The 12,719-nt window shown below is 65.4% G+C and carries 12 protein-coding genes; 7 read left to right on the plus strand and 5 right to left on the minus strand.

The window, feature by feature from the left end; all coding sequences use genetic code 11:
* Positions 1-105 precede the first annotated feature (105 nt).
* Positions 106-1,419: a sn-glycerol-3-phosphate ABC transporter substrate-binding protein UgpB gene (ugpB, locus tag AC6LKG_RS03890; protein WP_498162854.1), complete on the minus strand. Its 1,314-nt coding sequence runs from the start codon at positions 1,417-1,419 to the stop codon at positions 106-108.
* Between the two features lie 195 nt (positions 1,420-1,614).
* Between ugpB and proC the strand changes: the two genes are divergently transcribed.
* The 7 genes from proC (at position 1,615) to AC6LKG_RS03925 (ending at position 8,331) form a co-directional block, all read left to right on the plus strand.
* Positions 1,615-2,448: a pyrroline-5-carboxylate reductase gene (gene proC / locus AC6LKG_RS03895; protein ID WP_498162856.1), complete on the plus strand. Its 834-nt coding sequence runs from the start codon at positions 1,615-1,617 to the stop codon at positions 2,446-2,448.
* Between the two features lie 26 nt (positions 2,449-2,474).
* Positions 2,475-2,999 (plus strand): queuosine precursor transporter, encoded by a 525-nt coding sequence (locus tag AC6LKG_RS03900; RefSeq protein ID WP_498162913.1) that lies wholly within the window; start codon positions 2,475-2,477, stop codon positions 2,997-2,999.
* A gap of 398 nt (positions 3,000-3,397) precedes the next feature.
* Positions 3,398-4,513 (plus strand): branched-chain amino acid ABC transporter substrate-binding protein, encoded by a 1,116-nt coding sequence (locus tag AC6LKG_RS03905; protein WP_498162858.1) that lies wholly within the window; start codon positions 3,398-3,400, stop codon positions 4,511-4,513.
* 190 nt (positions 4,514-4,703) lie between these two features.
* A complete protein-coding gene (gene livH / locus AC6LKG_RS03910) occupies positions 4,704-5,630 on the plus strand; it encodes a high-affinity branched-chain amino acid ABC transporter permease LivH (RefSeq protein ID WP_498162859.1) in 927 nt (308 codons plus the stop codon).
* Entirely contained in the window at positions 5,630-6,865 is a 1,236-nt protein-coding gene (locus AC6LKG_RS03915; protein ID WP_498162860.1) for a high-affinity branched-chain amino acid ABC transporter permease LivM, read from the plus strand. Before livH ends, AC6LKG_RS03915 begins: the two co-directional genes overlap by 1 nt.
* On the plus strand, positions 6,862-7,629 hold the full coding sequence (livG, locus tag AC6LKG_RS03920; RefSeq protein WP_498162861.1) for a high-affinity branched-chain amino acid ABC transporter ATP-binding protein LivG: 768 nt from the start codon (positions 6,862-6,864) through the stop codon (positions 7,627-7,629). The genes AC6LKG_RS03915 and livG overlap by 4 nt, the downstream gene beginning before the upstream one ends.
* Positions 7,630-8,331: an ABC transporter ATP-binding protein gene (locus AC6LKG_RS03925; protein ID WP_498162863.1), complete on the plus strand. Its 702-nt coding sequence runs from the start codon at positions 7,630-7,632 to the stop codon at positions 8,329-8,331.
* Positions 8,332-8,899: 568 nt separating this feature from the next.
* Here the strand turns inward: AC6LKG_RS03925 and AC6LKG_RS03930 are convergent.
* The 4 genes from AC6LKG_RS03930 to AC6LKG_RS03945 all read right to left on the minus strand — a co-directional run bounded on the left by AC6LKG_RS03930 (position 8,900) and on the right by AC6LKG_RS03945 (position 12,670).
* Positions 8,900-9,349, minus strand: a complete 450-nt coding sequence (locus AC6LKG_RS03930; RefSeq protein ID WP_498162864.1) for a lysozyme inhibitor LprI family protein — start codon at positions 9,347-9,349, stop codon at positions 8,900-8,902.
* Positions 9,350-9,445: 96 nt separating this feature from the next.
* Positions 9,446-10,189, minus strand: a complete 744-nt coding sequence (gene cuyB, locus AC6LKG_RS03935; protein ID WP_498162865.1) for a cysteate racemase — start codon at positions 10,187-10,189, stop codon at positions 9,446-9,448.
* On the minus strand, positions 10,182-11,678 hold the full coding sequence (locus tag AC6LKG_RS03940) for an N-acyl-D-amino-acid deacylase family protein (RefSeq protein WP_498162867.1): 1,497 nt from the start codon (positions 11,676-11,678) through the stop codon (positions 10,182-10,184). The genes cuyB and AC6LKG_RS03940 overlap by 8 nt, the downstream gene beginning before the upstream one ends.
* 8 nt (positions 11,679-11,686) lie before the next feature.
* Complete coding sequence (locus AC6LKG_RS03945) at positions 11,687-12,670, minus strand: Bug family tripartite tricarboxylate transporter substrate binding protein (RefSeq protein WP_498162869.1); 984 nt, start codon at positions 12,668-12,670, stop codon at positions 11,687-11,689.
* Between the last annotated feature and the right edge of the window lie 49 nt (positions 12,671-12,719).

Genomic DNA, 12,719 nt, shown 5'->3' on the forward strand with positions numbered 1-12,719 from the left:
CTTAAAGCCCTTAAATGACCAGGGCTTTAAGCCATATTTGCAAGTCCCTGGCGCACAACGGAAATTGTGCGCCGCGGGACCGGCAGGCAAGTGTCGGAATGGGCGTTACTTTACACTCTTCTCGAACTTTTCCAGCAGCTCGTTGCCACGCTTGACGATGTTCTCGGCGCCATCCTTGGCCGAGACCTTGCCCGCCACGATACGCTCGATTTCGGCGTCCTCGATTTCACGGATCTGCGGCAGGAAGCCCAGGCGCAGGCCGCGCGATTGCGCGGTGGTTTCGACGTTCAACTGCTTGACGCCGACTTCGGTGCCCGGGTTCTTGTCGTAGAAGCCTTCCTTCTTGGTCAGCTCGTAGGCGGCCTTGGTGACCGGCACGTAACCGGTCTGCTGGTGCCAGCGGGCGGCGATTTCGGGGCTGGCCAGGAACTTGAAGAACGCGGTCACGCCCTTGTAGGTTTCCGGCTTCTTGTTGGCGAAGACCCACAGCGAGGCGCCACCGATGATGGTGTTCTGCGGCGCGCCCTTGACGTCGGCGTAGTAGGGCAGGGTCGAGGTGCCGAATTCGAACTTGGCGTTTTTGGCGATGTTGGCGCGCAGGCCCGACGAGCCGGTGATCATGGCGCACTTGCCGCTGATGAACAGCGAGTTCGGCTCGTCGCCGCGGCCGCCGTACATGAAGATGCCTTCCTTGCCCAGCTTGGCCAGGTTTTCCAGGTGGCGCACGTGCAGCGGGGTGTTGATGGCGATGCGGGCGTCCAGGCCGCCGAAACCATTGTCCTTGGTGGCGTAGGGCACGTTGTGCCAGGCCGAGAACGTTTCCAGCTGGACCCACGACGGCCACGAGGTGGTGTAGCCGCATTCCTGGCCGGCGGCCTTGAGCTTCTGGCCGGCGGCGGCCAGTTCTTCCCAGGTCTTGGGCGGATTGTCGGCATCCAGGCCGGCCTTCTTGAAGGCGTCCTTGTTGTAGTAGAACACCACGGTCGAGCTGTTGAAGGGCATCGACACCAGCTTGCCGTCGGCCGACGAGTAGTAGCCGGCCACGGCGCCGATGAACTGCTTCGGATCGATCGGGTTGCCGACTTCTTCCGACATCTGTTGCACCGGCTTGATGGCGCCCTTGGCGTACATCATGGTGGCGGTGCCGACTTCGAACACCTGGAGGATGTCCGGGGCGTTGCCGGCGCGGAACGCGGCGATGCCGGCGTTCATCGATTCACCGTAGTTGCCCTTGTAGACGGCCTTGACCTGGTAGTCGGGGTTCTTCTTGTTGAACTCGTCGACCAGGCCGTTGACGCGGTCGCCCAGCGCGCCTTCCATTGAGTGCCAGAACGTGATTTCGGTGGCTGCCTGCGCGGAAGCGCCGGCGAAGGCCGCCATGACGGCGGCGAAGGTAAGGGCAATTCGGTGGGATCGCATGAGAGGTTTCCTCCAGTTGGTCGTGTCGCGCCAGGGGGGTGTCCGGGCGCGGAAAACACGTCACCTTATGAATTGTTTGTGACAAAACCGTGACTTTCACATCACTTAAAACGCCTGTCAAATTGCGCGTTTCAGGCGCGAACGAACATTCTTCTTTTTTTCCCGCAGGGGCCGGCCGGTTTACAATCGCATCCCATGAAAAACGAACTTTCGATTGCGTTCATTGGTGGCGGCAATATGGCCGCCGCGCTGGCTTCCGGCCTGGCGGGCAAAGTATGCCCCGCCGGAAGCATTCATGTCATTGACATTAACCAGGATTCGCACGCCGCCTGGCAGGCCCGCGGCATGACCACCGCGACCGCCCCGGACGAGGCCCTGGCGCGCTGCCGCGTTTGGGTGTTCGCGGTCAAGCCACAGAACATGAAAGACGTTGTGGCTTCCACGCGTCAGTGGCTGCGCGACGACACTTTGGTGGTAAGCGTCGCCGCGGGCATCCGTGCCGACACGCTGGCCGGTTGGCTGGGTACGCCCGAGGCCCCCTGGCGCCGCCTGGTGCGCTGCATGCCCAACACGCCGGCGCTGGTCGGCGCCGGCATCACCGGCCTGGCCGCGCTCGATGGCGTGGGGCAGGCCGACCGCGAGTTGGCCGCCAGCATGCTGGCCAGCGTCGGCGAGGTGGTCTGGGTGGCCGACGACGCCGCCCTGGACGCCGTGACGGCGCTGTCCGGCAGCGGCCCGGCCTATGTGTTCCTGTTTCTCGAGGCCCTGATCGCTGGCGGCCAGAAAGTCGGCCTGACCGCCGAGCAGGCGCGCCAGTTGGCGCTGGGCACGCTCGCCGGCGCCACCCGGCTGGCGGCCGAATCGTCCGACCCGCCCTCGGTGCTGCGCGAGCGCGTCACGTCCAAAGGCGGCACCACGGCGGCGGCGCTGGCGGCGTTCAATGCCGCCGGCTTCGGCGCCATCGTCGAGGACGCCATGGCGGCCGCGGCGCGCCGTTCGCGCGAGCTGGCCGAGGAGTTCGGCAAGTGAGCCAGCCCGCCACGCGCTTCGCGCCCATGAGCCGGACCCAGTTCGGCATCGCGGTGCTGTGCATGGTGCTGGTGGTGGTGGGCTCGAACATCCTGGTACAGGTACCGCTGAACGACTGGCTGACCTGGGGTGGCCTGTCCTATCCGGTGGCATTCCTGGTCACCGACGTGCTCAACCGCCGCTTCGGTCCGGCGGCGGCGCGCCGCGTGGCCTGGTTTGGCTTCGCCGCGGCCCTGGTGGTATCGGTCTGGGTGGCCTCGCCGCGCATCGCGCTGGCGTCGGGCCTGGCCTATATCTGCGCGCAACTGGTCGACATCCAGGTGTTCGACCGCCTGCGCGACCAGCGCTGGTGGCGCGCGCCGCTGGCGTCCGGGACGCTGGGCGCGGTGCTCGATACCGCGGTGTTCTTCAGCGTGGCCTTCGTCGCCACCGGCGCGCCCTGGCTGAGCTGGATGCTGGGCGACCTGGCGATCAAGCTGGCGGTCAATATCAGCATGCTGGCGCCGTTCCGGGCGCTGATGTGGAATCTGGCCCGGCCGGCCAATGCCTGATTGCGCGTGAAATCGCGCTATTTATTATTAACTGGACAATCATTATCCGTAAGACTCGCGTAAGTACTGTATGAAAATGCGAAGTCGAACAATGTATTAATGATTATTCATATAAATCACCTGCCATCTATCGGCCCCCGGCGCCAGCGGCAATCGCAGGCGCCATGCGGATTTTTCCTGCGTTTTCACAGACTTGTCCTGCCAATCCGTCACGATTAAAGGTTACTCTCCAAATATTGGGGATTACACGCAGTGACAGTATGTCGGCTTGCTTCCAGAATACCGGCCACAAAGTGTTTTCGCCCAAGAAGCCGGCGACGGGCGATGCGGGTTTAGGGGAATCCACCCGATACTCCGGATCGAACAGAGCCGCTCAAAACCTCGCTGGAGAACTCCGCATGAAGTTTCTGCATCGCCTTACCCCGGTAGCTATGGCATTCGGGGCGCTCGCCCTGGCAGGTTCCGTGCACGCCGCCGATACCATCAAGATCGGCATCCCGCAGCCCATGACGGGCCCCAACACCCAGTACGGCGACCAGATCCAGGCTGGCGCGCTGACTGCCATCGAGACCATCAACGCCAAGGGCGGCGTCAAGGGCAAGAAGCTCGAACCGATCCTCATCGACGACGGCTGCGAGCCGAAGCAGGCCGTGCCGGCCGCCAACCGCGTGGTCAATTCGGGCGCCAAGTTCGCCGTGGCCCATGCGTGCTCGGGCGTGACCGTGGCCGCCGTCAATGTCTACGAACAGGAAGGCATCGTCGGCATCACCCCGGGCGCCACCTCGCCGCTGGTCACCGACACCATCAAGCCGCATTTCTTCTTCCGCACCATCGGCCGCGACGACCAGCAGGGTCCGTACGCCGCGCGCTACATCGCCAACACCCTCAAGCCCAAGAAGGTCGCCGTGCTGCACGACAAGCAGACCTACGGTTCGGGCGTGGCCACCCAGGTCAAGGACACCCTGGCCAAGGAAGGCGTGAACGTGGCGATGTTCGAAGGCATCAATGTCGGCGACAGCGATTACTCGGCCATCATCACCAAGCTCAAGTCGGCCGGCGTCGACTTGGTCTACTTCGGCGGCTATCACCCCGAGCTGGGCCTGCTGCTGCGCCAGTCGCGCGAACAGGGCTTGAATGTCCAGTTCATGGGACCGGAAGGCACCGCCAACCAGGATCTGGTGGCGATCGCCGGCCCGGCCATCGACGGCCTGCTGGTCACGCTGCCCGCCGACTTCACCAAGCTGCCGGGCAACGAAAGCATCGTCAAGGCCTTCAAGGACGCCAAGCGCGATCCGGATGGCGCCTTCCAGATGCCGGCCTACGCCGCGGTGCAGATCCTGGCCGACAGCATCAACGCGGTGGGCGAAGACCCCGCCAAGGTCGCCGACTACATGCACAAGACCACCTTCAACACCGGCATCGGCAAGGTCGAGTACGACGCCAAGGGTGACTTGAAGAACTTCGAGTTCGCCGTCTACAAATGGGACAAGAACGGCAAGAAGACCCAGCTGTAAACTCCCGCGATTCCGCCGGCGTGGTGCCGGCGCGAGGGCCTGTCTTCGTCGTTGTGCCGTAATCCGCGTAGCGATGCGCCAAAAGCGCTGTGCGGCCGGCGCGCGATGATGACAGGCCCTTAAAATACGCCCAGGTTTCCGGCTCCGGGTCTCTCTACCGGAGCCGGAACTATTTGGAGCAAGAGAAATAATGTCCGACCTCATACCCCAACTTACCCAGCAATTCTTCAACGGATTGTCTCTGGGCGCGATCTACGCGTTGATCGCCATTGGCTACACAATGGTCTACGGCATCATCGGTATGATCAACTTCGCCCACGGCGAAATCTATATGATCGGCGCCTATGTCGGCCTGGTCACTCTCACGGCCATCGGCACCAACAGCGGCCTACCGGTACCGTTCATCATCGCCGCCATGCTCCTGGTGGCCATCGTCGTCACCGGCGTCTATGGCTTCAGCGTCGAGCGGGTGGCGTATCGGCCGGTGCGCGGCAGCCCCCGCCTGGTGGCGCTGATCTCGGCCATCGGCATGTCGATCTTCCTGCAGAACTGGGTGGCGCTGGGCCAGGGCGCGCGCGACATGGCGGTGCCGTCGCTGATATCGGGCGCGGTGCAGTTCCAGATGGGGTCCGATTTCGACGTGACGGTGCCATACTCGCGCATCATGATCATCGTGGTGACGGTGGTGCTGATGGTGGCGCTGACGCTGTTCATCAAGTATTCCCGCATGGGCCGCGCCTCGCGCGCCTGCTCGCAGGACATGCACATGGCCAACCTGCTGGGCATCGATACCAATCGCGTGATCTCGTTCACGTTCGTGATGGGCGCGATCCTGGCGGCGGTGGGCGGGGTGCTGATCGCCATCACCATCGGCAAGCTCAATCCCTTCATCGGCTTCCTGGCCGGCATCAAGGCCTTCACGGCGGCGGTGCTGGGCGGCATCGGCAGCATCCCCGGCGCCATGCTGGGCGGCGTGCTGCTGGGCCTGGCCGAAACGTTCGCGGCAGCCTATATCTCGTCGCAGTACAAGGACATCGTGGCGTTCTCGCTGCTGGTCCTGATCCTGCTGTTCCGTCCCACCGGGCTGTTGGGCAAACCTGAGGTGGAAAAAGTCTGATGTCGAACAACAATCTCAAAAACGCCACCATGGCGGCGGTGCTGACCGCCGTCATCGTCACCCCTGTCTTCGGTCTGGAACTGGTTCGCCAGGGGGCCCGCACGTCGATGGAACCGCATTGGTCGCTGGTGGCCATTGCCGCCGCGGTCGTGTTCGTGTTCCAGCTTTTGCGGCCGTGGCTGACGCGGCCGCTGCGCCAGTTCAAGGCCAGCCTGCCGACGCTGCCGTCGGCGCCGGCCAAGAACCACAAGCTGCTGATGGTGCTGTTGCTGGCGGTGGCCGTGACCTGGCCGTTCTTTGCCGGCCGCAGCTCCGTCGACATCGCCACGCTGGTGCTGATCTACGTGATGCTGGGCCTGGGCCTGAACATCGTGGTCGGTTTCGCCGGCTTGCTGGACCTGGGATTCGTCGGCTTTTATGCCGTGGGCGCCTACACCTATGCCTTGCTGTACCACTGGGGCGGCTGGAGCTTCTGGGAAGCGCTGCCGTTCTCGGGCGCGATGGCGGCGCTGTTCGGCTTCGTGCTCGGCTTTCCGGTGCTGCGGCTGCGCGGCGACTATCTGGCCATCGTGACGCTGGGCTTCGGAGAAATGATCCGCCTGCTGCTGATCAACCTGAACACGCTCACGGGCGGTCCGGACGGCATTTCGGGCATTCCCAAGCCGACGGTGTTCGGCCTGGAGATGACGCGCCGCGCCAGCGAAGAGGGCGGCACCACGTTCCACGACTTCTTCGGCCTGACGTTCCAGAACCAGCACATGGTGATCTACCTGTACATGATGGCGCTGCTGCTGGCGCTGATCACGCTGCTGGTGTCCACCCGCCTGATCCGCATGCCGGTCGGCCGGGCCTGGGAAGCCTTGCGCGAGGACGAGATCGCCTGCCGTTCGCTGGGCCTGAACCCGACCCGCATCAAGCTGTCGGCGTTCACGCTGGGCGCGACCTTCGCCGGTTTCGGCGGCGCGTTCTTCGCGGCGCGCCAGGGCATGGTCAACCCCGAGTCTTTCACTTTCATCGAATCGGCGCTGATCCTGGCCATCGTGGTGCTGGGCGGCATGGGTTCGCAGGTTGGGGTGATTCTCGCGGCGATCCTGCTGACGGTGCTGCCCGAGCTGGCGCGCGAGTTCGCCGAATACCGGATGCTGATGTTCGGCCTGGTGATGGTATTGATGATGATGTGGCGTCCGCAGGGGTTGTTGCCCATGAAGCGTCCCCACGTGGAGCTGGCTAAATGAGCGAGGCATTGCTGAAAGTATCCGGGCTGACCATGCGTTTCGGCGGCCTGCTGGCAGTCGACAGCGTGGCCTTCGAAGTCAAGTCCGACGAGGTGTTCGCCATCATCGGCCCCAACGGCGCCGGCAAGACCACAGTGTTCAATTGCGTGGGCGGGTTCTATTCGCCGACCGCCGGCGACATCGTGATGGACGGCAAGTCCATCACCGGCCTGCCCAGCCACAAGGTGGCGCGCCACGGGCTGGTGCGCACTTTCCAGAACGTGCGGCTGTTCAAGCAACTGACGGTGCTGGAGAACCTGCTGGTGGCGCAGCATACGCAGGTGGAGTCGCGCCTGTTGCCGGGCCTGCTCAAGACCAAGGCCTATCGCCAGGCGGAAACCGATGCCTTGGCGCGCGCAGGGCAATGGCTGGATTTCATGGGCCTGCGCGAGTATGCCAACCGCGAAGCCGGCAACCTGGCCTATGGCCATCAGCGCCGCCTGGAGATCGCGCGCTGCATGATCACCAAGCCGCGCCTGCTGATGCTGGACGAGCCGGCGGCGGGCCTTAACCCGCAGGAAAAGCGCGATCTGCAATCGCTGATTGACCAACTGCGCCGCGAGTTCGGCGTGGCGGTGCTGCTGATCGAGCACGACATGAGCCTGATCATGGGCATTTCCGACCGTATCCTGGTCATGGAACACGGCAAGCCCATCACTACCGGCACCCCCGAGCAGGTGCGCAACGACGAGCGCGTCATCAAGGCGTACCTGGGGGAGGAATAAATGCTGAAGCTGGAAAACATCCACACCTACTATGGCGCCATCCAGGCGCTGAACGGCGTGTCGGTGGACGTCAACCAGGGCGAGATCGTGACCCTGATCGGCGCCAACGGCGCCGGCAAGACCACCCTGCTGATGACGGTCTGCGGCAATCCGCGCGCCAAGGAAGGCAAGATCATCTTCGAGGGCGAGGACATCACCCACAAGGATACGCACCACATCATGCGCAGTGGCATCGCCATTTCGCCGGAGGGGCGGCGCGTGTTCAAGGATCTGACGGTGGCCGAGAACCTGAAGATGGGCGGTTTTTTCTCCAGGCGCGAGGAAATCCAGGAAGGCATCGAGCATGTCTATGGCCTGTTTCCGCGCCTGAAGGAACGGGCCAGCCAACGCGCCGGCTTGATGTCGGGCGGCGAGCAGCAGATGCTGGCGATCGGGCGGGCGCTGATGACGCGGCCGCGTCTGTTGCTGCTGGATGAGCCGACGCTGGGCCTGGCGCCGCTGGTGATCGCGCAGATCTTCGACATCATCCGCGAGATCCGCGAGCAGGGCGTGACGGTGTTCCTGGTCGAGCAGAATGCCAACAAGGCGCTGCAGGTGGCGGATCGCGGGTATGTGCTGGAGAACGGGCGGGTGGTGCTCCAGGATACGGGGGCGAATCTGCTGGTCAATGATCAGGTGCGGAAGGCGTATCTGGGCGGGTGATTCGAATTACGGTTTATTCCCCGCGAAGGGAAATTTGGGCGCTGCTGAAAGGGGCGCCCTTTTTTTTCGTTGGGAGTGGCGTGTCTTCGTAGGTCGCCCGAGGCGGGTGGTGCCCTGGCGAGGCGCGCCAACGATTGCGGTCCGGAGCGTTCGCTCCGGACTGCCCCGTCGTCATCTTCGTCACAGCCTGCGGCTGCTCCTTCAGATTCCCTCGGGCGCATCGACGGCGCGCCTCGCCAGGGCACCACCCGCCTCGGGCTGCGGATTGCGAGGCTTGTCGCGCTGCTGGAGCGTGGGGTAAGGGGCGGGTTTTGCGGGGCCCGCAAAGATCGGCCGCGCGGGCGGCCGATCTTTGCATACGCGGTGGGTTTGCGTCGGGAGGATGACGCTGTGCGCTGGGGGAGGGGGTGACCCGCTGGAGAGGGAGAGAGGGGAACGAACTGCGCCAGGCATGAAACCCGGGCGGTGGCGATTTCGCAAGATTGGAAACCTCTAATCCCTGGCATTGCGAACAGGGGCATCGAGCCTTCAAATGGCAAAACTAGACCACCCCGGAGCGCGTCGCGTACTACTTGCCTGCAGGGCCTAGCGCTTCTGCCCAGTTCTTTTTCATGGCGGCGATGCGGGCCTCGTAGGCGGATTTCAGGCAGGTGGCGTCGGGGCAGCGGTCGCGCACGTTTGTGCGCCATTGCGTCTGTTCTTTTGCCACGGGATCGCGCCATTCACCGGTTTCACCGTCGCGGCCAGCGGTTTCGGACTGGATCTTGTCGTAGAGATCCTTCACCTGATCGTCCAGCCTGGACAGCGATGGGTCGGCGCAGATCAGATGTTCGACATGGGATTTCGCGGCCTTGCAGTCGAAGCCGGCGGCGTGGGCGGCTTTGAACGGCAGGAACGGAGCGCTGGCGAGGACGGCGCAGATTGCCGCATGCAGGATCGCATGTCTGCCTTGAGCGCTTTGCCGGCGCCGGCCTGTCTTGATGCCGGCCGGCATTGCCGCGAGAACGGGGTTGCGCACGTCCTTCACTCCTGGGTAGTCCTGGGCCACCGACAGGGTGGCCCACGGATCGATTCTCCCGTTTGTCGCGCGGTTGCGCAATTCGCAGGCCTTTGCCTACGCGGCGATGCGTTGCTCGGGCTGGTCGGCCAGGTAGTGGGCGATGGCGGCGCGGGCCAGGGCGTCGATGGAGTCGGTCAGGGTGATGCCGAGGCTGGGGCGCAAGGCGTGGGGCACGGCCAGGGGCAGTTCGGTGCAGCCCAGGACGACGGCGTCGGCGCCGCGGGCCTTGAGGCGGGCGATGCCGTCGGCGGCGGGGGCGAAGGCGGCTTCGAGCTGGTTGCCCTTGACGGCGCGGATCGAGGCCATGCAGTAGCGTTCGACTTCATCATCGTCGGGGACGACGCATTCGTAGCCCTGGGCTTCGAGGTGGCGCTGGTAGAGGCCGAGCTTGAGCGTGGCGGCGGTGCCCATCAGGCCGATGCGGCCTTGCTGCAGGCCGAGGCGGCGCAGGTCGTCGATGACGGCCTGAATGATGTGCAGCACCGGCAGACGGGTGGCGGCGGCGATGTCGTCGTACCAGAGGTGCGCCGTGTTGCAAGGGATGGCGATGAGCTGGGCGCCGGCGCGTTCCAGGAAGCGCACGCCTTCGACCATGTAGGGCAGGGGATTCTCGCCGCCGGCCATGTAGGCGCTGGAACGATCGGGGATGCGCGGATCGTTGCGAAGCAGGGTGGGAATGTGCTGCTGGTCCGCGTCGGCGGGCGTGAGCGCCGCCAGGCGGAGCGCGAAAGCGGCGCCGGCCATGGGGCCCATGCCGCCCAAAACACCCAGGTAACAGCCCTGGGAATAGCTATTCACTTTGTTGACTCCAAGGTATTGCATCACCGGGTGCCAGTACCTGGCCCGGGCGTTCGGCGCCGGTCCGTTCCCCATCCCACACCTGCCGGCCATTGACCCACACGGCGTGGATGCCCAGGCTGACCTGAATGGGAGCTGAAAAAGTGGCCGTGTCTGTGACGTTGGCGGGGTCGAACAGCACCAGGTCAGCATGATACCCCTGTCGCAGCAGGCCGCGCTCGGTCAGGCCGTATTGGGCCGCTGCCAGGCCGGTCATCTTGTGGATGGCGGTTTCCAGCGACAGCAGCCGTTGCTCGCGCACCATGGTGCGCAGCACGTTGGTGAAGGTGCCCCATTGGCGCGGGTGCGGGTGCGGGTCGAACGGCAGGCCGTCCGAGCCGACCATGGTCAGCGGATAGCTGAAGATGCGCTTGACGTCGGCCGGGTCCATCAGGAAGTAGATGGCGCCCGCGGGCGCCAGCCGGGCGACGGCGGTTTCGTCGTCCAGGCCCAGTTCGGCCATGACCTCGGCGAAATCCCGGCCGGTGGCCTCGGGATAGCCCTTGGACCAGGTGATCAGGGTGCGGCTGGCCAGGCGGGCGCGGTCCAGCCGCAGCATGGTCGAGGTGGCGGGATACGGATGGCAGTCGAGGCAGACGCGCTGCGTGGCGGCGGCGCGGCTGATCAGGTCGAGCGTCTCGCGGCTGCGGCCGTGGTTGCGTTCGCCGGCCAGCTTGTGGTGCGAGAACACCACGCGGCAGTCCAGTTCGCGGCCGATCAGCAGCGCCTCTTCCATGGCCGGCACGATGTGTTCGGCCTCGTCGCGCAGGTGGGTGGCGTAGATCGCGCCGGCGCGGCCGCGCAGCGGCTGGCAGACGTCGATGATCTCGTCGGTGGGCGCGGCGCTGGCGGGCGGGTAGAAGGTGCCGGTGGAGACGCCGAAGGCGCCGGCCGCCAGCGCTTCGTCGAGCAGGACGCGCATGGCCTGCCGTTCGGCGTCGGTGGCGGCGCGGCCGGTGTCGTCCATGACGGCCACGCGCAGCGTGGTGTGGCCGACCAGCGGGATGACATTGACCGCGGCCGGCGTGTCGGACAGGGCCTGGAGCCAGGCGCGGAAGGTCTCGAAGCGGAACAGATCGGGCGGACCCAGCAGGTCCAGCGGTTGCGGAATCTCCTGGCGCGACAGCGGCGCCAGACTGATGCCGCAGTTGCCAGTGACCACCGTGGTGATGCCTTGCGACACCTTGGGCAGCATCTCGGGATGCGCCAGCAGGTAGCCGTCGTCGTGGGTGTGCGAGTCGATGAAGCCGGGCGCCAGCGCCAGCCCGCGGGCATCGATCACCGGCACGCCGGGGGCGTGGGCGAACTCGCCCAGGGCCACGATGCGTCCGGCGCGCACCGCCAGGTCTCCCTGGCGCGACGGCCCGCCGCTGCCGTCGATGAGCGTGGCCCCCGCCACGATGAAGTCGGCGCGCGGGGCGGGGTCCAGCCGGGTGCTGCGGTCCGTCATGGCTGCGCTCAGTCCAGTTTCTCGATGCCGGCGGTTTCGATGATCCGCTTCCATTTGGCGGTTTCTCGATCGATCAACTGCTTGAATTCGCCGGGATTGCCGCTGGCGGGTTCGGCGCCCAGCGTTTCCAGGCCGGTGCGCACCGCAGGCGCCTGCAGCGCCTTCTGGATGTCGGCGTTGAGCTTGGCCACGACCTCGGGCGGGGTGCCCTTGGGCGCGACCACGCCGCCCCAGGCCACGGTTTCGTAGCCCTTCAGACCGGCTTCGTCCAGCGTCGGCACGTCGGGCATCAGCGCCAGGCGCTTGAGGCTGCTGACGCCAATGGCGCGCACCTTGCCGCTCTTGACCAGCGGGGCGGCCTCGGAGGTGTTGACGAACAGGTAGTCCAGGCGCCCGCCCAGCAGGTCCTGGATGGCGGCGGGGCCGCCGTTGTACGGGATGAACATGACGTCGACCTTGGCCATGCTCTTGAACAGTTCGCCGCCCATGTGGCCGGTGGTGCCGACGCCGGACGCGCCGTAGGACAGGCGGCCAGGTTCCTTGCGGGCGCGTTCGATCAGGTCCTGCACGCTTTTGATGGGCGAGCCGGCCGGCACGATCAGGGCGTTGTACAGGTCGAACAGGTGCGCCACGGGCGTCAGGTCCTGGTCGACGTCGTAGGGCAGACGCTTGAACAGCGAGCGGTTGACGGCCAGGGTGTTGATGTTGCCATAGCCGATGGTGTAGCCGTCGGGCGCGGCGCGCTTGACCAGGGCGATGCCGATGTTGCCGGCCGCGCCGGGGCGGTTTTCGACCACCAGGGTGGCGCCGGTGTCCTTGGCCAGTTGCGTGGTGATCAGGCGCGACAACACGTCGGGCGATCCGCCGGCGGCCGAAGGCACGATGAAGGTGATGGGCTTGTCGGGATAGGTCCCGGCGGCCTGCGCGCCGCTGGTCAGCGAGGTGGCGGCCAGGGCCAGGGCGGCGACGTGGCGCAGGAAGGTGCGTTGCATGCTGGATTCCCCTTGTTTTGTTGTGTGGAGGCGGGCAGATTAGCACCGG

The sequence above is a fragment of the Achromobacter sp. 46006 genome (assembly GCF_059761975.1).